Below are 18,645 nucleotides of genomic sequence, written 5' to 3' on the forward strand. Positions count from 1 at the left end.
GCGCCCCTCGCACGACTCGGCCCCAGAGGGCCTCCCCGGCTTCGGCACGCTGCGCCGGCCTCCGGCCGGCACGGCCGGACACCCGCCGCCGACCGGCTTACGGCTCGAACTTGTAGCCCAGGCCCCGCACCGTCACCAGGCAGCGCGGGGCACCGGGGCCCGGCTCGAACACCCTTCCCCGTGCGCCCCTCGCACGACTCGGCCCCAGAGGGCCTCCCCGGCTTCGGCACGCTGCGCCGGCCTCCGGCCGGCACGGCCGGACACCCGCCGCCGACCGGCTTACGGCTCGAACTTGTAGCCCAGGCCCCGCACCGTCACCAGGTACCGCGGGGCACCGGGGTCCGGCTCGATCTTGGCGCGGAGGCGCTTGACGTGGACGTCGAGGGTCTTGGTGTCGCCGACGTAGTCGGCGCCCCAGACCCGGTCGATCAGCTGCATGCGGGTGAGGACCCGGCCCGCGTTGCGGAGCAGCATCTCCAGCAGGTCGAACTCCTTGAGCGGGAGGTCGACCTTCGCGCCCGCGACCGTCACCACGTGACGGTCGACGTCCATCCGGACCGGGCCGGCCTCCAGGGCCGCCGGGGTGACCTCCTCCGGCTCACCGCGGCGGCGCAGGACCGCGCGGATGCGGGCGACCAGCTCCCGCGAGGAGAAGGGCTTGGTGACGTAGTCATCGGCTCCTATCTCCAGCCCGACGACCTTGTCGATCTCGCTGTCCTTGGCCGTCACCATGATCACGGGCACGTTGGACCGGCCGCGCAGCTGTCGGCAGACCTCGGTGCCGGGCAGGCCGGGGAGCATCAGGTCGAGCAGCACGAGGTCGGCGCCGTTGCGCTCGAACTCGTCCAGGCCGTCGGGCCCGGTCGCGGCGATCGCGACCTCGAAGCCCTCCTTGCGCAGCATGTAGGACAGGGCGTCGCTGAAGGATTCCTCATCCTCGACGACGAGCACTCGGGTCACGGAAGGACCTCCGGGGCAGGGGTGGTGGCTGGTTCTCGGTCGGGCACGGATGTCCGGGCGGTGGCGGCCTCCGGAAGTCTCAGGGTGAAGGTGGAGCCCTGGCCCTCGGAGCTCCACACGGTGACCTCCCCGCCATGGGAGGCGGCCACGTGTTTGACGATCGCGAGGCCGAGGCCGGTGCCCCCCGTGGCGCGGGAGCGGGCCGGATCGACGCGGTAGAACCGCTCGAAGATGCGCTCGCGGTCCTTCTCCGGGATGCCGATGCCCTGGTCGGTCACGGCGATCTCGATGAAGTCTCCGCCGGGCGCGGAGACGCGGCGCCCGGCTATGCCGACCCTGGTCCGGGCCGGGCTGTAGTTGACGGCGTTCTCCACCAGGTTGCCCAGGGCAGCGGCGAGCTGGCCGCGGTGTCCCCAGACGCGCAGGTCGGCGGTGCCGCCGGCGGCCATGGTGATCTGCTTGGCGGACGCCGTGTGGCGGCAGCGGTCGATGGCCTCGGCCACCAGCGTGTCCACCCGAACGGGTTCGGCGTCCTCCAGCCGTTCGTCGTTCTGGACCCGGGAGAGGTCGATGAGCTCCTGCACCAGGTTGGTCAGCCGGGTGGCCTCGATCTGCATCCGGCCCGCGAAGCGCATGACCGCCTCGGGGTCGTCGGAGGCGTCCATGACGGCCTCCGACAGCAGGGAGAGCGCTCCCACGGGCGTCTTCAGCTCATGGGAGACGTTCGCCACGAAGTCCCGCCGGACCGCTTCGATCCGCCGGGCCTCGGTGAGGTCCTCGACGAGCAGCAGGACCAGCCGGGAACCGAGCGGGGCGACCCGCGCGGACACCGCGAGGGCCTCTCCGCGGCCGGTGCCGCGCCGGGGCAGGTCCAGCTCGACCTGCCGTATCTCCCCGTCCCGGCGGGTGTCGCGGGCCATGTGGAGCATCGGCTCCACCGCCAGCTTGCCGCCGCGCACCAGCCCGAGGGCGTACGCGGCGGAACTCGCCTTGACGACGGCATCGCCCTCATCGAGGACGACGGCCGAGGAGCGGAGCACGGAGAGGACGGTGTCCACACCCGGGGGAAGCACGGCGTTGATGTCAGGGCGCATGGCGCTCCGGGTGGGGCGGGCCTGGTCGCGCTCGCTCCAGCGGAACGCCAGCATGGCGATCACGCCGGTCAACAACCCGGCGATCGCAGCCACTGCGGCGACCGCCGCGTTCACGTCCATGCATCCAGGTTAAGCAGGCGCCACGACAGTTCCACAGCCGTTCGGGTGGCGCCTCGAACAGTCGTCGCCCAGAGTTCACCGTGACGACTGTGTTGATTCACTTGTGGTGCCGGAGTCCGACGCGTAGCCCGCGCACCGTGAGAGCGTGGGGGCCGGAACCGAACGGATCCCCCCGGCTCCCCGGCTGACGTAAGAGAGGGAACACCCATGCGGGACGCGTACCACGAGGAACTGGACTCGATCGGAGACAGCCTGGTCGAGATGGCCCGGCTCGTCGGTTCCGCGATCGGGCGGGCCACGACCGCCATGCTCGACGCCGACCTCAAGCTCGCCGAGAGCGTGATCGCCGCCGACCAGAAGGTCGACGACCTGCAGCACGACCTGGAGGCCCGCGCCATCGCCCTGCTGGCCCGCCAGCAGCCGGTCGCCACGGACCTGCGCATCGTGGTCACCTCGCTCCGGATGAGCGCCGACCTGGAGCGCTCCGGTGACCTGGCCCAGCACGTGGCGAAGCTGGCCCGGCTGCGCTTCCCGGACTCGGCGGTCCCGCGCGACCTGCACGCGACCATCCTGGAGATGGGGCAGCTGGCGCAGCGCCTGATGGCGAAGGCCGCCGAGGTGATCATCACCAAGGACGTCGACCTCGCCATGCAGCTGGAGACGGACGACGACGAGATGGACCAGCTGCACCGGACGCTGTTCCAGCACCTGATGGACGACCGCTGGAAGCACGGCATCGAGACCGCGGTGGACGTGACCCTGCTGGGCCGCTACTACGAGCGGTTCGCGGACCACGCGGTGTCGGTGGCCAAGCGCGTGGTCTATCTGGTGACCGGCGAGCACGCCGACGAACTGCAGCCGCCGACGGTGGTCGAGGGCGTGTGACCGAGGGCGCGTGAACACGGGGCTCTGCACCGGTGCGCCGTTGACGCGCCGCCCGTGCCGGGCATGAATGAGGCGAAAGGCAGTACGACCGAATCCCGTACGACGTACGTACGCCTGCGAGGAGGATCCATGCCCGATTCCCCCGTCCCCATCACACCCGAGCACGAGCAGCCGCCGCAGCAGCCCGACGTGATCCGTCTCCCGCTGCTCGCGGCCTGCGGCTGCGGTTCGGGCTGCGGCTGCGGATGCCAGTCCGGCGCCCCGTGCCAGTGCGGCGGCTGAGCGCCGCGCCACCGCACACCCTCGTACGCACACCGACGGGGCCCCGTCCGATCCCGGATGGGGCCCCGTCGGTGCGCGCACGCAGGCGCACGTACGCAGGCGTTCGTACGCTGGCGTTCGTACGCAGGCGTTCGTACGTCAATACGTCTCGACGACGGGCGGCGGCGACCAGTGCGCGGGCAGCTCCTGCCCTTCCCCGCGCAGACAGCGGGCCGGGAACCGGCGCGTCCACCACGCGCCCTCGCGCTCGCCCATGCCGGCGCCGTCCACGGCCATCGGCAGAGTGGCGGCGAAGAACCGGTCGTCCCAGCGGTCGAGCACGGGCTGCCGCAGCGCCCGCACCCGTTCGGTGAGCAGCGGCCAGGCGGCGCGCAGCCAGTCCCGGCAGCGCAGCTCGTGGCCGTACTCCCACACGAACTCCAGGTCGAAGCCGGCCTCGATGTCGACGACCACCAGCCGCCAGCGGGCCAGGGCTTCGTTCACGGTCGAGAACGCCGGTCCGGCCGCCGCGGCGGCCGCGAGCAGCGACGCGTAGTCCTCGGCTCCCAGGTCCCCCGCGTCGGCTCCGGCTTTTCCGTCCTCAGGCATCGAGGTCGAGCACACCGACGGTCTGGCCGCCGCTGGTCTCGCCGGTGAGCCGGAAGCCGAGCTTCAGGTAGAACTCCCCGGGCCCGTCGGCGCCGGGCTCCCAGGTCGTGAACAACTGCTGCCCGCCGCGGCGGCGGATCTCCGCGGCCACTTCCCGCACCGCGAACCGCCCGTAGCCGCGTCCCTGCGCGCCGGCGTCGATGTTCAGCCGCCACAGCCCGCTGCGCCGGTCCTCGGGGTCCTTCTCCGGGTTCCACTGGATGTCGAGGAAGGCCATGAGGAACCCGACGGTGTCGTCCCCGTCGACGATCAGCCGCGGCCAGGCCGTGTCCCCCCACGCGTACGCCTCGGCGAGCGAATGCGCGACAGGTTCCACGTTCTTCTCCTGCTCGGGCCGTATCCGGATGCCCATGCCGGCTTCGACGTTGGCGGGCGTGATCTTCTCAAGACGCAGACTCATCCGCGCACGGTAACAACGCCCGTCGGTCCTGCCCACGGAATATCGAACACGGCCGGACCCCCGCCGCCCGGCTGCCGGTTGGGGTTCGCGGGCATTGCGGAAGGACGCGGCTCCTGCGGGCTCCTGCGGGAGCCGCGTCCTTCCGCATGTGCTGTGGCTCGACCCGGTCACACCGCCAGTTCGACGGTGGAACTGCCCGTGGGGCTCGGTACGTACGGCGCCTGGGGAACCACGACGGTGCCGTCGCCCTTCGGCAGCGGCTTCCCGTTGACGCACACGCCCGGGAGCGCCTTCGGGTCGTTGCAGTACGACTCCGGAACCACACCGTCGTCGGAGTCCGTCGGCTCCGAAGGGCTGTCGTCCTGAGGGCTGTCGTCCTGGGTGCTCTCGTCCCGCGGACTCTCGTCCTGGGGGCTCTCGTCCTGGGGGCTCTCGTCATCGTCGCCGAAGATCCCGAGGGATCCGAACCCGTCTTCGTCGGCCGGGGCGGTGACGGTATGCGGCGTCGCGGGGGCGGCGAACGCACCGGTGGGGAGCAGTACGCCTCCCACCACCAGCGAGGTCGAGGCGGTCAGCAGGGTGAGACGCAGGGTACGGGAGGCGCGGGACATGGCAATCTCCTCGGTGAGGGAGTGGGAAGTGGGTCACCCTTTCTGCGTGATCCCATGCTTCGAGTAAGCCCCGGCGGCCCCGCGTGTGTCTTGCCCCTGAATGTCGTGGCTTGACAACGCATCAAGCCCCCTGCCCGCGGAGTAACCGCAGGTAGGGAGCTTGATCGGAGCAGAGTGCAGAAGTTCGGTTCGCTCGCGCGGGAGCGCCCCGCGGCGCGTTGCCGCAGGGCGCCCTGTGGGGTTTGATCGAGGTCTAGTCGACCTGCTCCCCGTTGTGCGTACCGCCCTTGCAGTAGTTGCCGTCCTCATTGATCGCGGGCGTTCCGCCGCCCTGCCTGCACTCGGAAGGAGTGACGACGGATGGGGCACCCTGTGCGGCGGCGGCGGTGGCGGCGCCTGTGAGGCCGAGTCCGGCGAAGGCTGCCGTGGCGATGACGGCGGCGAGGATTCGTCGAATGCGCATGTGGTCTCCCTTTCGCGGATTGCCTCGGTTGGGGCACTAGCCAGCTTGATCTTCACCCATGTGGGTGGCACGTCATGCTGGGCCATTCGGGTGACAGCGCTGTCGGGTGCGGGGTGGGTGACGCGACCCGTCGGCCAGGCCCTGGCCGGGGCACTGAGGGCGAATAGTGGGCCCGTAGCAGACGAAAGCCCCCGACCCGCACCATACGTGCAGGTCGGGGGCGTGATCGCGTTTCCTACTTCTTCTTGCCCTGGTTCTTGACGGCCTCGATGGCGGCCGCGGCGGCCTCCGGGTCGAGGTAGGTGCCGCCCGGGTTCAGGGGCTTGAACTCGGCGTCCAGCTCGTAGGAGAGCGGGATGCCGGTGGGGATGTTCAGGCCTGCGATGTCGGCGTCGGAGATGCCGTCGAGGTGCTTGACCAGGGCGCGCAGCGAGTTGCCGTGGGCGGCGACCAGGACGGTGCGGCCGGCCAGCAGGTCCGGGACGATGCCGTCGTACCAGTACGGCAGCATGCGGTGGACGACGTCCTTCAGGCACTCCGTCTTCGGGCGCAGCTCCGGCGGGATCGCCGCGTAGCGCGGGTCGTCGGCCTGGGAGAACTCCGAGCCGTCCGCGAGGGCCGGCGGCGGGGTGTCGTAGGAGCGGCGCCACAGCATGAACTGCTCCTCGCCGAACTCGGCGAGGGTCTGCGCCTTGTCCTTGCCCTGGAGCGCACCGTAGTGGCGCTCGTTCAGGCGCCAGGAGCGGTGCACCGGGATCCAGTGGCGGTCGGCGGCCTCCAGCGCGAGCTGGGCGGTGCGGATCGCGCGCTTCTGGAGGGACGTGTGGACCACGTCGGGCAGCAGGCCGGCGTCCTTGAGCAGCTCACCGCCGCGGACCGCCTCCTTCTCGCCCTTCTCGTTGAGATTGACGTCCACCCAGCCGGTGAACAGGTTCTTCGCGTTCCACTCGCTCTCGCCGTGGCGGAGGAGGATCAGCTTGTACGGTGCGTCGGCCATGCGTACGAGCCTAATGGACGCCAGGTGGCGCGTCGTGCGCCTCCGTGAGTGCCGTCCGGGCCCGGGCGGGGGGCTCTGACAGAACCTCCGCCGGGGTCCGGTCGATTGACACGCGGCATCAATCCAGTGGCGCTGGAGAACCCCTCGAACGTAATGTGCCGAGCGATTGAGCGCCTGTTACACGGCTCTTGCGCGCCTCTTCCATCGCCGCCGCCGGGGGGATTCCTGATGTCCGTTGCCACGCTGAGACGAGCCGCGCGGGAGAGCGTGTCCGGACTGCCGCGCGCGTTCTGGTGGCTCTGGACGAGCACCCTGGTGAACCGGCTCGGGGCCTTCGTCGCCACGTTCATGGCCTTGTACCTGACCCAGCAGCGGGGCTATTCGGCCTCCTTCGCGGGACTCGTGGCCGCCCTGCACGGTCTGGGCGGGGTGATCTCCACTCTGGTCGCTGGCGTGATGACGGACCGCCTGGGGCGCCGGCCGACGCTGCTCGCGGCGCAGGCGTCGACGGCCTTCTCGGTGGCCCTGCTCGGCTTCATGGAGCATCCGGTGGCGATCGCGGCGGTCGCGCTGCTGGTCGGCATGACTTCGAACGCCTCGCGTCCGGCGGTGCAGGCGATGATGGCGGACATCGTGCGGCCGGAGGACCGGGTCCGTGCCTTCGCGCTGAACTACTGGGCGATCAACCTGGGCTTCGCGGTCAGCGCCGTGGCGGCCGGGGTCGTCGCCGAGTACAGCTACCTGGCCGGATTTCTCGGCGAGGCGGCGCTCACCCTGGTCTGCGCGGTGCTGGTCTACGTCAAGCTGCCGGAGTCCCGGCCGGAGCGGGCCGCGGGCGGGGCGGGCGGAGCGGAGCCGGACGCCGGCCTGGGGACCGTCCTGCGCGACCGGCGGTTCATGGGCGTGGTCGGCCTGTCCTTCCTCATCTCGCTGATCTTCACGCAGGGTTCGGTCGGCCTGCCGGTGGCGATGGGCGCGGCGGGCTTCTCCCCGGGGGACTACGGGCTGGTCATCGCGGTGAACGGGGTGCTGATCGTGCTGCTCCAGATCCCCGTCACCCGGTTCATCGAGCACCGGGACCCGCAGCGGCTGCTGGTGATCTCGGCGCTGCTGGCCGGCTACGGCTTCGCGATGACGGCGTTGGCCGGGTCGATCGCGGTGTACGCGCTGACGGTGTGCGTGTGGACGCTGGCGGAGATCGTGAACTCCCCGACCCAGATGAGCCTGGTCGTCCGGCTCTCGCCGGTACACGGGCGGGGCCGCTATCAGGGCGTGTACTCGATGTCCTGGTCGGTGGCGGCGCTGGTCGCACCGCTGATGGCGGGGCACGTGATCGACGCGTACGGCGCGGGGTGGCTGTGGGGGGCGACGGGGGTGCTGGGGACGGTGGCCGCGCTGGGCTACTGGCTCCTGATGCGGGGGCTTCCGCCTGTGGCTGCCGCTGTGGCGCCGAAGGCGATGCCTGCGGCCGCGGCGCCGCCGAAGCCGTTGGCTGCGGGCGCCGCCGCCGCTGCGGCCGCGGCTGCGGCCGCGCCGAAGTCTTCCGAGGCCCCGGCCCCGGCCCCGACGGGCTGACCCCGCCGGACATCCCGAGGTGTGGGCAGCCGTTCCGCAGGGCCATGCCCACCCAGCCCGGTGGCGGCACCGCCTCCGCCGGAGGTACGAGCGGCCTCCGCCGGAGATGCGGGCGGCCTCCGCCGAGGTGCCGGCGGCCCCCGCCGAGGTGTGGGCAGGCACCTCCGCCGAGGTGTGGGCGGCCTCCGCCGAGGTGTGGGCGGCCTCCGCCGAGGTGTGGGCAGGCACCTCCGCCGGAGGTGTGGGCAGGCGTTCCGCAGGGCGATGGGGGTCCCCCTGCTCGAGCGAAGTCGAGAGCTTGGGGGAGGGTGGGCACACCGGAACGCCGCCCAGCGGGCTGCGCTCCCGCCCCACCGAAGCGTTGCCTCGGCTCCGCCGCAGCCGCAGCGCCGCCCGGCCAGGGCGGTGGCTTCGCCGGACCCGGCACCGCCCGGAGCGGAGCTCCGCCCGAACGGGGCCCGAACCGTAGCCGGACCGGGGCGCGGGGTGGCTGCGCGAGCCCTCGCGAGACCGGGGTGCCGTGTGCCCACCCGTGCCGCCCCAGCGGCACGACTGCCCACACGGCCGCCGGACGGGTCCGCGCCCGCCCCGCACGGCGGCGGCGAGGGGGCCGACACGAATGCCCACACGGCCGTGGCAACGGCCGGCGGGGTCGGGGTCAGGCCAGGTGGCCGTAGATCGCGGAGAGGAGGACGCCGGCGGCGAGAAAGAGGATCGTCAGGGTTGCCATGGCGGCCTTCTGTTCCACCGTGACCTCGTCGTCCCCGGCGCCCATCGCCATGCCGGCGTGGGGCGGGGCTGCGGCCCCGGGAGTCCCGGCGGCCCCGGAGGCCGGCCATGGTGGCGCCATGGTCGGCACGGGCGCCGCCGGGAGTGGTTCGCCGCCCTCGCCCAGCGCGCGTACCGTGCCCATGCCGTGCTTCAGGTGGTTCGCCACCAGCCACACGTTCACCGGATACGCGAAGGCCAGCCCCGCGAGCACGGCCAGCGAGAAGGTCGCCCAGAAGCGCACGTCGGCGACGTCCCGCGCGCCCGGCACATGGCTGCGGATGATCACGTTGACCGCCACCATCGCGCCCATCACGCAGTTCATCGACAGCCATTCCGCGAACACCGTCGACCGGACCGCCCGCACATAGCTCCCGCCGAGCATGTCCCGCATGAACAGCGCCTGGAAGACCAGCAGTCCAAAGCCGAAGCCCACGGCGTACTCCAGCAGCGCGTCGGCCCACGGGGCCAGGCCGATCAGGGACGCGGCCACGGCCGCGACCATGATGCCGGTGGCATCGCCGGCCACGCAGTGGATGGTGGAGCCGAACGCCTGCTTCCACAGGGGTGCCGTGAACCGCTCGTGGGTGCCGGGCCTCGGCTCCTTGCAGGAGAGCACGTAGAGGGCGGCACCGACCGGGCCGATGTAGAGGGTCACCAGCACCCAGCCCCACTTCATCACCGTGAGTTCGGGGTTCTTGGTGTACGCGTCGTGGGCGACGTAGGCGGTGGACAGGAGGGCCAGGGCGAACCAGGCGTACATGAGTGCGTCTGCTGTGGTCCCGCTCATTCCGCAACGGTGCGGGCGGGGCGGCCCCGCCGGGCGGCCCGACACCCCTTTCCGCGGGCCGCGTCAGCCGTTCGGCTTGCCCGGCCCGCCCTCGGACTCCGCGCGTCCGCCCTCGGACTCCGCGCGTCCGCCCTCGGACTCCGCCCGTTCGCCCTGCGGCCGCGTGAGGTGCCGGAAGGCGTCCAGGTTGTACGTGGACTCGCCGCGGGAGACCCGCCATTCGTACTCGCGCCGGATGGCGCTGGCGAAGCCGAGCTCCAGGAGGGTGTTGAAGGCGCCGTCGGCCGCCTCAAGGACCGAGCCGAAGAGCCGGTCCAGTTCCTCCGGGCTGATCACCGACAGTGGCAGCCGGCCCGAGAGGTAGACGTCGCCGAGGCCGTCCACGGCGTAGGCGAGGCCGCCGTACAGCTTCAGGTTGCGTTCCAGGAGCCAGCGGTGGACGGCGGCGTCGTTCTCGTCCGGATGGCGGATGACGAACGCGTTGACCGACAGCGAGTGCCGGCCGACGAGCAGCGAGCAGGTGGTGGACAACTTGCGTGTGCCGGGCAGTTTGACGACGTAGGAACCGGGTTCGGGGGATTCCCACTCCAGTTCGGCGTCGGCCAGGGTGCGCTCGATGATCGCCGCGTGATCAGCCATGGTGGGAGCGTACGCGACGGCGGTGATCGTGCATGGCCGCCGTGTAGACGTCGGCCGTGCCGCTCGCCGCCGTGTCCCAGCCGAAGAACTGGGCGTGTCGTGCCGCCTCGCGGCCCATGCGTTCCGTCAGTGCCGGGTCGTCCAGGAAGCGGCGCAGCTGCGCGGCGTAGTCCGCGGGGTCGTGGCCGGGTACGAGGATGCCCGTCGCCCCGTGGTTGACGGCGACGGGCAGGCCGCCCACCTCGGCCGCGAGCACGGGCGTGCCGGTGGCCTGGGCCTCGATCGCGACGAGGCCGAAGGACTCGCTGTAGGAGGGCATGACCAGCACCGACGCGGCCCGGAACCAGTCCGCCAGGCGGTCCTGTGCGACCGGCGGGTGGAAGTGCACCAGGTCGGCGATGCCCAGCCGGGCGGCGAGCTTCTGCAGCCCTTCGGGCTTGGCGAGGCCGCTGCCGCTGGGGCCGCCGACGACGGGGACGAACAGCCGGGACCGCAGCGCGGGGTCGCGGTCGACGAGCACGGCGACGGCGCGGAGCAGGACGTCGGGGGCCTTGAGGGGCTGGATGCGGCCGGCGAACAGCGGGATCAGCGCGTCCTGGGGCAGGCCGAGCCGGGCGCGGGCGGCGGCCCGGCCGTCGCCGACGGTGAAGCGTTCGAGGTTCACGCCGGGGTGGACCACCGCGACCTTGCCGGGGTCGGCGTCGTAGTGCCGGACCAGCTCCTCGGCCTCCTCGGAGGTGTTCGCGATCAGCCGGTCGGCGGCGGCCACGATCTGCGTCTCGCCGATGACGCGGGCGGCCGGTTCCGGGGTGTCGCCCTCGGCCAGGCTCGCGTTCTTGACCTTGGCCATGGTGTGCATCGCGTGGACCAGGGGCACGCCCCAGCGTTCGGCGGCGAGCCAGCCGACGTGTCCGGAGAGCCAGTAGTGGGAGTGGACGAGGTCGTAGTGACCGGGCCGGTGGCCGGCCCAGGCCTGCATCACGCCGTGGGTGAAGGCGCAGAGCTGGGCGGGCAGCTCCTCCTTGGCCAGGCCCTCGTACGGGCCGGCGTCCACGTGCCGGACCAGCACGCCCGGGGCGAGCTCCACGGCGGGCGGGAGGCCGCCCTCGGTGGACCGGGTGAAGATCTCGACCTCGATGTCGATGGCGGCGAGCCGCTTGGCCAGCTCGACGATGTACACGTTCATGCCGCCGGCGTCGCCGGTGCCCGGCTGGTGCAGCGGGGAGGTGTGCACGCTGAGCATGGCCACCCGGCGGGGCTTGCGGTGGTGGCCGAACTCGGGCAGCCGGAGCCGGGGCACGTCGTGGCGGGTCAGGCGGCCGGCGGCGCGCCTGCCGCCTCGCCGGGATGCGTACTGGCTCAAGGAGCAGTCCTCTCGGTGGGGCTCGGCAGGCGTCGCGGGCGGGTGGGGGTGCCGGTCCGCGGAGAGCGCGGGGTGCGCCCTTCAAGGGGTGCAAACCGATGACCGCTGCCCTGCATTCCGCGCCGGGCAGACCCGTCCAGCGGGTTTGCCGGATTTTTAGCCGACAGGGCCGCTCCGCTTACTCTCGGTGCATGACCCCGCGTACTCCCCCGCCGAGCCGCCCCGTGGGCACGGTGACCCGCGGGACGACCAATCCGAACCGGCTGCGCCGGATGGACCGCTGGATCGCGGCGGTGCAGGGGCCGGTGCTGCGCCGCTCGGACGCGCCTCCGGTCGCCGTCGACCTGGGGTACGGGGCGGCGCCGTGGACCGCGGTGGAGCTGTTGGAGCGGCTGCGGACGGCCGATCCGCGGGTGCGGGTGGTGGGCATCGAGATCGAGCCGGCCCGGGTGGCGGGCGCCAAGCCGTACGAACGGGAGGGGCTGAGTTTCCGGCACGGCGGCTTCGAGGTGCCGCTGGACGGCGGGGAGCGGCCGGCGCTGATCCGGGCGGCGAACGTGCTGCGCCAGTACGACGAGGAGCAGGTCGCCGAGGTGTGGGCGCGGCTCTGCGCGCGCCTGGCGCCGGGCGGGCTGCTGGTGGAGGGGACCTGCGACGAGATCGGGCGGCGCCATGTGTGGGTGGCGTTGGGGCCCGAGGGGGCGCGCACGGTGACCTTCGCGACCCGGCTGGGCTCCCTGGAGCGCCCCTCCGATCTGGCGGAGCGGCTGCCGAAGGCGCTGATCCACCGCAATGTGCCGGGGGAGCCGGTGCACGCATTCCTGCGGGATTTCGACCGGGCGTGGGCGGCGGCCGCGCCCTACGCCTCGTACGGTGCCCGGCAGCGGTGGATGAGTACGGCGCGGGCACTGGCCGGGGACTGGCCACTGGTGGACGGGCCGCGCCGGTGGCGGCAGGGGGAACTGACCGTGCGGTGGGACGCGTTGCGCCCGGCGGGGTGAAATCGGGTCGTTGACGGGCCGGTTGCGGCCAGGGAACGCCTTGCCGCGGGGGATTCCGGAGCGGATGCGTGCATGATCGGAGCGTCATGCACAGGGGTGTCGGATTTCCCCGCGCCGTGGCACCATCCCGTGGAAAGTGCAAAGTTACTGATGGATAGTCAGATCTGTTGTGGCCGCGGCCGCACCGGATCTGCCGGTGTTCCGGGGGGACGCGACCATGAACCGACGACGCGGCGGAGTGACGCTCACGCTCACAGCGGTGTGCGCCATGGCCATACTCGGCGCCCCCGGGCTCGCGGGCACCGCGTACGCCGCGCCGGAGCCGCCGGCGGGCCAGACCCGGCCCGAGAAGACCCTCGAGCAGGTCCGCAAGGAGATCGAGGACCTCTACCGCCAGGCCGGGACGGCCACGGACGCGTACAACCAGGCGGTCGCCGACGCCAAGCGGCAGTCCGACCAGATCGTGGCGCTCGCCAAGCAGATCGCCGCCGGCCAGGACCGGATCACCTTCCTGAAGAACCGGGCGGGCGCTGCCGCCCGCGCCCAGTACCGGTCGGGCGGCCTGCCGCCGGCGGCCCGGCTGGCGATGAGCGAGGACCCGACCGGCTTCCTGGACGGCGCCGACCGGCTGCGCCAGGGCGAGAAGGCCACGGCCGACATGCTCGCCGAACTGAACCGGACCCAGGCCGACTTGGAGCAGTACTCGAAGGACGCCACGGCGCACTGGCAGACGCTGGAGGCCAACCGCGTCAAGCAGGAGGCCGCGAAGGGCGAGATCGAGAAGAAGATCAAGGCGGCCGAGGAGCTGGAGAGCAAGCTGGAGGCCGAGGAGAAGGCCCGGCTGCTGCAGCTGGAGCAGGAGGCCCAGTACCAGGCGCAGAAGGCGTGGCTGAACTCGGGTGCGCTGAAGGAGGCCAAGGGCACGGCCACGGAGGCGGGCAAGAAGGCCGTCCTGTTCGCCACGGCACAGATCGGCAAGCCGTACGTGTGGGGTGCCGAGGGTCCGAACGGGTTCGACTGCTCGGGACTGACCTCGCAGGCGTGGCTGGCGGCGGGCAAGGGCATCCCGCGGACCTCGCAGGAGCAGCTGCGGCTGCTGAAGAAGGTGCCGGTGAAGGAGATGCGGCCGGGCGATCTGATCATCTACTTCGACGACGCGAGCCATGTCGCCATGTACGTGGGGGACGGCGCGATGGTGCACGCCCCGCGTCCGGGCCGGAAGGTCACCATGGCCGGCGCGGGCTCGATGCCGATCAAGGCGGTGGTCCGCCCGGACGCGTAGCCGGGGCGGGCCCGACACGCAGGGTGACCGGAGGCTCGCGCCGTAGGGCGCCCCTGGTCAGGGGCGCCTTGCGGGCACGGGCCGGAGTGGTGACGGAGGGTTGGCCGGGCGGACACCCAGCGCTGCGGAACGGGGCGGGGGGCGGTCCGAAAGCCGAGACGAGGGGACTCGGGGCGGGTGATGTATGTCATCCCCTGACCTGGGACTTCGCACACGATGAGGGCATATGCCGGGGGCGCGCGCCGGCACCGCCATTCCGTCCGTGCGCCCCCTGCCGCTAGGGTCGGCTCGCAGTTAGCGCAGCCTCGGGGGACGGAAGGACCGAGAAAATGACCGTACCCGTCCCGCGGCAGAGGGACATTCCGGCCGCCGAAAGCGGTCAGCCCGGCCCGCCTCCGCAGCTCCAGACGCAGACAATGACGCTGCTGGTGATCCAGGACGACCCTTCGGACGGCCTCACCGTCCCGGAGATCCTCGACACCGACGGCCAGCGCATCCGAATCCGCACCGCCCGCAACCTCACCGAGGCGGCCCGGCTGCTCACGCACGACGTGCACTGCATCCTGCTCGACCTCAGCCTGCCTGGCGGCGGCCGCGCCGTACACGGCCAGCACGCCGGGCACGCGGGCCACGCGGCCCGGACCGTTCCGGGCGTGCCCGCCCTGTCCGCCCTGCCCACGGCAACCGGCACGGGGAACGGGGCCGTCCCCGCGACCGCCGCCGGAACCGCCGTCGAGCCCGACACCGACACCGACGAGCTGGCGGCGCTCCGCGAGGTCCTCCGCCTCGCCCCGCGCCACGCCGTGCTCGTGCTGACCGCCGAGGCGGACGCCGAGCGGGCCGCCGAGGCGGTGCGGGTCGGCGCCCAGGACTTCCTGTTCCGGGACGAGCTGGACGGCCGCCTGCTGAGCCGCGCCATCCGCTACGCCGTGGAACGCAAGCGGGCCGACATCGCCCAGTACAAGCTCGCCGAGTCCCGGCTGCGCGCCCAGGAGAACGCCCGCCTGGAACGCGGCCTGCTCCCCACCCCGCTGCTGGAGGGCTCCGCCCTGCGGTTCGCCGCCCGCTACCGGCCCGGCCGCAGCCGTGCCCTGCTGGGCGGGGACTTCTACGACGCCGTACGCACCCCGGACGGCACGGTGCACGCGATGATCGGCGACGTCTGCGGCCACGGCCCGGACGAGGCCGCCCTCGGCGTCGAGCTGCGCATCGCCTGGCGGGCGCTGACCCTGGCCGGCCTGTGCGGGGACGACCTGCTGTCCACCCTCCAGGAGGTGCTGGAGGTCGAGCGGCCCTGCGAGGAGATCTTCGCGACGCTCTGCACCGTCGACATCTCCCCCGACGGCCGCCGTGCCGGCCTCTGTCTGGCCGGCCACCCGGCGCCGCTGCTGATCGGCGGACCGGGCCGGCCCGCGCGGCTGCTGCCGTACGAGAACAGCGGCCCGGCCCTGGGCCTGCTGCCGGGCGCCCGCTGGCCCCGCCGGCAGGTGGAGCTGGGCGGCGCCTGGAGCCTGATGCTCTACACCGACGGGCTGATCGAGGGCCGGATCGGCCAGGGCCGGGAGCGGCTCGGACAGGACGGCATGGTCGAGATGATCAACCGCCACCTGGAGCGCGGCCTGCACGGCGAGGGGCTGCTGGAGGCGGCCGTCACCGAGGCCCGCCGCCTGAACGGCGGCGAGCTGACCGATGACGTCGCGGTGGTCATGCTGGGCCGCTCGGCGGTCTGAGCCGCCGGGACGGGAGCCGCCACGGCCGGGCCGCCGGAGGCGGCGCGCTCCTACCGGTTGCCGTTGTAGGGCCCGTACGGCCCGTCACTGCTGCTGCCGCGCCGGCCTCCGCCGGACACCTGCTTGAGCGCCGGCCGCACGTCCACCATGAACACGATCGTCGCGATGAGTCCCGCGATCTGCAGGAACAGCATCCCCAGGAACAGGTCCACCAGGACCGTGATGCCGAGGATCACCAGCCAGAACGTCTTCGTCTGCTTGTCCGCCGCCCGGTAGGCGTCCTCACGGGCCAGCAGCGCGAACACGAAGGCGACGACGGCCAGCACCAACATGGCGAGCCCGAGCAGCCCCACGAAGGATTCGAACCCCTGAATCAACATGCCCCTCTACCGCCTCACCACATCGGACGATCCCGGCTCTGACCTCTTTCCCCTCCACGCTACAGAGGGAACGGGCGGGTCACCGGAAAGGTGCCCCGCCCGTCGCGCGCCCGGTCGGCTTCCCGCCCGGGCCGGCCCTCAGCCCTCGGCGCCCTCGGCGGCCGCGGCGGTCTTCTTCGCGGCGGGCTTCCGCGCCGTGCCCTTCTTCGCCTGCTTCTCCTCCGCAGCGCCCTCGGCGGGCTCCTCGGCGGAACCGGAAGCGGGCTCGGCGGCGTCCGGCTCGACCGCCGCGGCCACCACGACGATCTCCTCGGCGACCTCGCCGCGCCAGGTGCGGACGGCCTGCTCGCCGTGCTCGGCCACCCGGTCGTACGTCTCCTTGGCGCGGACCGCGTACTCGGCGGCCACCCCGACCCCGCGCAGCGCCAGGTCCTGGGCGGTCTCCCCGAGCTTCCTCGCGTCGAGCTTCTTCGGGTCGATCGTCCCGATCACACCGACCACCTCGACGACCTTGGCGGCGACCGCCTCCAGGTCCTCCTTGGCCCGCTCCTGCACGGCCTTGGGATCGGTGTTGCGCACCGCGTCGATGCGCGCCGGGGCCTCGGCCCGCAGCTGTTCGATGAGCCCCGGAACCTTCTTGGCCTGCTGCACGGCCAGGTCGGCCGTGCCGGCGGCGAAGTAGAGGGGGGTCGGGTCGGTCAGGGTCTTCTTCAGGTCATCGGCGATGGCCATGCTTGATGATCCTCCGGGATCGCGATTCAGTTCGGGGGCGGCACCTCGTCGTGGCGCTCGCTCGCGTCGGCCGCGTTCTCCTTGCGGAACGACTCGTAGATCTGCAGCAGTACCTGCTTCTGCCGCTCGGTTATGGAGGGATCCGCCAGGATCGCGGCACGCGTCTCGACCTCGTCCCGGTCCCGCTCGTCGAGGATCCCGGCCTGCACGTACAGCGTTTCCGCCGAGATCCGCAGCGCCTTGGCCAGCTGCTGCAGGATCTCCGCGCTCGGCTTCCGCAGTCCCCGCTCGATCTGGCTGAGATACGGATTCGACACCCCGGCCGCATCGGCCAGCTGACGCAGCGAGAGCTGCGCCTGCCTGCGCTGCTCGCGCAGGTACTCGCCGAGATTCCCGACATTGAGGGATGCCATATCCCGATCCTCCCGCACCCCGCTAACTTTTGCAAGCACACCGCTTGCGCCATCTCCCACCCCCACCGTCGTACACATTTGCTAACGTCGGCAAGGTGATCACCCGCTGACCACATCCGGGGAGGGACACGGTGAACGCTTCGCCCGATGCGGGGAGTTCGGCCGCCACTGCGGGCACACCAGGTGCCGCGGCAGACCTTGCGGTGGACGGCAGCAAACTCAAGACGCTCGCCGGGGATCTGGACACTTCTACCCGGTACCGGACGTCGGCCTGCCCGAGTCCGAGATCCAGGACTGGCTGGTCCTGCTCGCCGACCACATCCGGCGGAGCATCGAGGAGGGGCAGGTCCCGCCGCCCGCCGCCCTGCCGGAGACGCACTGGGAATGGCACGCCCGCTTCCCCGAGCTCGGACAGTTCCTCGGCGGCTGGTTCTCCCAGGACATGCCCGACGAGTTCGAGGACCACGACGCGGCCGTCCTCGACTACGCGCGGACGGCGCACCCGACGCTGGTCGCCCGGCTCGTCGGAGAGCTGCGCGAGCTACTCGCCCTCGGGCTCGAGGAGGTCGACTACGCCGTCGGCGTGGCCGAACTCGGCATGGAGGTCGACCCGCCCGCCCCGTACGCGGCGAGCGCCTGGCTGCTCTCCGTCGCCGACCGGCTGGCCGGGCCCCGCGCCGAGTACGCGTAAGGCGGAGGGCGGAGGGCGTAGGGCGGAGGGGCCCGGACCGGTTCCCGTCAGCTCGGTGCCGTGCCGATCACCACGGTCGCCGACCACTCCTCCGAGGAGGACGCCCGGACCGCCAGGCCGCCCGAGGTCATGGCGGAGGCGGTGTCCGGGGCCTGGCGGGCGCTCGTCTCGATCAGGAGCCGGCCGCCCGGGGCGAGCCAGGACGCGGCCTCCGCCGCCACCCGGCGCTGCACCGACAGCCCGTCCGGGCCGCCGTCCAGGGCGGTCACCGGCTCGTGGTCCCGGGCCTCCGGCGGCAGCAGCGGGATCGAACCGGTCGGCACGTACGGGGCGTTGACCACCAGCAGCGCGATCCGGCCGCGCAGCTCCGCCGGCAGGGCCGTGTACAGGTCGCCCCGGTGGACGCGGCCGCCGTACGGGGCGACGTTCCGGCGGGCGTAGCCGAGCGCGACCGGGTCGATGTCCGCGACGTGCAGTTCCGTGCCGGGCACGGCGGCCGCCACGGCCGCGCCCACCGCGCCGACCCCGCAGCACAGGTCGACCACCACCGAGCCGGGCCGGACGAGCGCGGCCGCCTCCTCGACCAGGAATTCGGTGCGGCGGCGCGGTACGAACGCGCCCTCGCCCACGGCCATCCGCAGCCCGCAGAACTCCGCCCAGCCCACCACGTGTTCGAGGGGTTCGCCCCCGGCCCTGCGGGCGACCAGCGCGCGCAGGTCGCCGCCTTCCGCGGCCGCCTCCTCCAGCAGAGCGGCCTCTTCCTCGGCGAACACGCAGCCCGCCGCGCGCAGGGTGTCCACCACCCAGGCGTTGCCCACTCG

Annotated in this window: 20 protein-coding genes and 1 pseudogene; 7 read left to right on the forward strand and 14 right to left on the reverse strand. The window is 72.5% G+C overall.

Going from position 1 to position 18,645, the window contains the following annotated elements:
* Positions 1-279: 279 nt before the first annotated feature.
* Positions 280-951 (reverse strand): two-component system response regulator PhoP, encoded by a 672-nt coding sequence (gene phoP / locus AC067U_RS14680; RefSeq protein WP_466527820.1) that lies wholly within the window; start codon positions 949-951, stop codon positions 280-282.
* Positions 952-956: 5 nt separating this feature from the next.
* Positions 957-2,174, reverse strand: coding sequence for a two-component system sensor histidine kinase PhoR (gene phoR, locus AC067U_RS14685; RefSeq protein WP_478830020.1), 1,218 nt, complete (start codon positions 2,172-2,174; stop codon positions 957-959).
* Between the two features lie 207 nt (positions 2,175-2,381).
* Between phoR and phoU the strand changes: the two genes are divergently transcribed.
* Both phoU and AC067U_RS14695 read left to right on the forward strand, forming a co-directional pair.
* Positions 2,382-3,059 carry a phosphate signaling complex protein PhoU gene (gene phoU / locus AC067U_RS14690; protein WP_478830021.1) on the forward strand — a complete coding sequence of 226 codons (678 nt, stop codon included), beginning with the start codon at positions 2,382-2,384 and terminating at the stop codon, positions 3,057-3,059.
* Positions 3,060-3,188: 129 nt separating this feature from the next.
* Positions 3,189-3,341, forward strand: a complete 153-nt coding sequence (locus AC067U_RS14695) for a hypothetical protein (protein WP_478830022.1) — start codon at positions 3,189-3,191, stop codon at positions 3,339-3,341.
* Positions 3,342-3,479: 138 nt separating this feature from the next.
* Here AC067U_RS14695 and AC067U_RS14700 read toward each other — a convergent pair whose 3' ends face one another.
* The 5 genes from AC067U_RS14700 to AC067U_RS14720 all read right to left on the reverse strand — a co-directional run bounded on the left by AC067U_RS14700 (position 3,480) and on the right by AC067U_RS14720 (position 6,460).
* Positions 3,480-3,929: a hypothetical protein gene (locus tag AC067U_RS14700; protein WP_478830023.1), complete on the reverse strand. Its 450-nt coding sequence runs from the start codon at positions 3,927-3,929 to the stop codon at positions 3,480-3,482.
* Entirely contained in the window at positions 3,922-4,389 is a 468-nt protein-coding gene (locus AC067U_RS14705; protein WP_478830024.1) for a GNAT family N-acetyltransferase, read from the reverse strand. Before AC067U_RS14705 ends, AC067U_RS14700 begins: the two co-directional genes overlap by 8 nt.
* 167 nt (positions 4,390-4,556) lie before the next feature.
* Positions 4,557-5,000 carry a hypothetical protein gene (locus AC067U_RS14710; protein WP_478830025.1) on the reverse strand — a complete coding sequence of 148 codons (444 nt, stop codon included), beginning with the start codon at positions 4,998-5,000 and terminating at the stop codon, positions 4,557-4,559.
* A gap of 253 nt (positions 5,001-5,253) precedes the next feature.
* Positions 5,254-5,463, reverse strand: coding sequence for a hypothetical protein (locus tag AC067U_RS14715; RefSeq protein WP_478830026.1), 210 nt, complete (start codon positions 5,461-5,463; stop codon positions 5,254-5,256).
* 235 nt (positions 5,464-5,698) lie between these two features.
* Positions 5,699-6,460 (reverse strand): phosphoglyceromutase, encoded by a 762-nt coding sequence (locus tag AC067U_RS14720; protein WP_478830027.1) that lies wholly within the window; start codon positions 6,458-6,460, stop codon positions 5,699-5,701.
* Positions 6,461-6,688: 228 nt separating this feature from the next.
* On the opposite strand from AC067U_RS14720, the gene AC067U_RS14725 reads away from it, so the two are divergent.
* Positions 6,689-8,035 carry an MDR family MFS transporter gene (locus AC067U_RS14725; protein WP_478830028.1) on the forward strand — a complete coding sequence of 449 codons (1,347 nt, stop codon included), beginning with the start codon at positions 6,689-6,691 and terminating at the stop codon, positions 8,033-8,035.
* 658 nt (positions 8,036-8,693) lie between these two features.
* Here the strand turns inward: AC067U_RS14725 and AC067U_RS14730 are convergent.
* The 3 genes from AC067U_RS14730 to mshA all read right to left on the reverse strand — a co-directional run bounded on the left by AC067U_RS14730 (position 8,694) and on the right by mshA (position 11,595).
* Positions 8,694-9,593, reverse strand: coding sequence for a DUF4396 domain-containing protein (locus tag AC067U_RS14730; protein ID WP_478830029.1), 900 nt, complete (start codon positions 9,591-9,593; stop codon positions 8,694-8,696).
* Between the two features lie 63 nt (positions 9,594-9,656).
* Positions 9,657-10,232, reverse strand: a complete 576-nt coding sequence (locus tag AC067U_RS14735; RefSeq protein WP_478830030.1) for a type III secretion system chaperone family protein — start codon at positions 10,230-10,232, stop codon at positions 9,657-9,659.
* Entirely contained in the window at positions 10,225-11,595 is a 1,371-nt protein-coding gene (mshA, locus tag AC067U_RS14740) for a D-inositol-3-phosphate glycosyltransferase (protein WP_478830031.1), read from the reverse strand. The genes AC067U_RS14735 and mshA overlap by 8 nt, the downstream gene beginning before the upstream one ends.
* Positions 11,596-11,786: 191 nt before the next feature.
* On the opposite strand from mshA, the gene AC067U_RS14745 reads away from it, so the two are divergent.
* The 3 genes from AC067U_RS14745 to AC067U_RS14755 all read left to right on the forward strand — a co-directional run bounded on the left by AC067U_RS14745 (position 11,787) and on the right by AC067U_RS14755 (position 15,608).
* Positions 11,787-12,596, forward strand: a complete 810-nt coding sequence (locus tag AC067U_RS14745; RefSeq protein WP_478830032.1) for a class I SAM-dependent methyltransferase — start codon at positions 11,787-11,789, stop codon at positions 12,594-12,596.
* A 217-nt stretch (positions 12,597-12,813) separates the two neighbouring features.
* Positions 12,814-13,878, forward strand: coding sequence for a C40 family peptidase (locus AC067U_RS14750; protein ID WP_478830033.1), 1,065 nt, complete (start codon positions 12,814-12,816; stop codon positions 13,876-13,878).
* 329 nt (positions 13,879-14,207) lie between these two features.
* Positions 14,208-15,608, forward strand: coding sequence for a PP2C family protein-serine/threonine phosphatase (locus tag AC067U_RS14755; RefSeq protein ID WP_478830034.1), 1,401 nt, complete (start codon positions 14,208-14,210; stop codon positions 15,606-15,608).
* A 50-nt stretch (positions 15,609-15,658) separates the two neighbouring features.
* Here AC067U_RS14755 and AC067U_RS14760 read toward each other — a convergent pair whose 3' ends face one another.
* The 3 genes from AC067U_RS14760 to AC067U_RS14770 all read right to left on the reverse strand — a co-directional run bounded on the left by AC067U_RS14760 (position 15,659) and on the right by AC067U_RS14770 (position 17,133).
* Positions 15,659-15,988, reverse strand: coding sequence for a DUF2516 family protein (locus tag AC067U_RS14760; RefSeq protein ID WP_478830035.1), 330 nt, complete (start codon positions 15,986-15,988; stop codon positions 15,659-15,661).
* Between the two features lie 138 nt (positions 15,989-16,126).
* Entirely contained in the window at positions 16,127-16,720 is a 594-nt protein-coding gene (locus AC067U_RS14765; RefSeq protein ID WP_478830036.1) for a hypothetical protein, read from the reverse strand.
* Positions 16,721-16,746: 26 nt separating this feature from the next.
* On the reverse strand, positions 16,747-17,133 hold the full coding sequence (locus AC067U_RS14770; protein WP_478830037.1) for a helix-turn-helix domain-containing protein: 387 nt from the start codon (positions 17,131-17,133) through the stop codon (positions 16,747-16,749).
* A gap of 238 nt (positions 17,134-17,371) precedes the next feature.
* Between AC067U_RS14770 and AC067U_RS14775 the strand changes: the two are divergent.
* Positions 17,372-17,824 (forward strand): annotated as a pseudogene (locus tag AC067U_RS14775) (contact-dependent growth inhibition system immunity protein); the annotation flags it as partial.
* 47 nt (positions 17,825-17,871) lie between these two features.
* On the opposite strand, the gene AC067U_RS14780 reads toward AC067U_RS14775, so the two are convergent.
* Complete coding sequence (locus AC067U_RS14780) at positions 17,872-18,642, reverse strand: putative protein N(5)-glutamine methyltransferase (protein WP_478830038.1); 771 nt, start codon at positions 18,640-18,642, stop codon at positions 17,872-17,874.
* Positions 18,643-18,645: the final 3 nt, after the last annotated feature.

This window comes from Streptomyces sp. NPDC043853 (genome assembly GCF_056436025.1).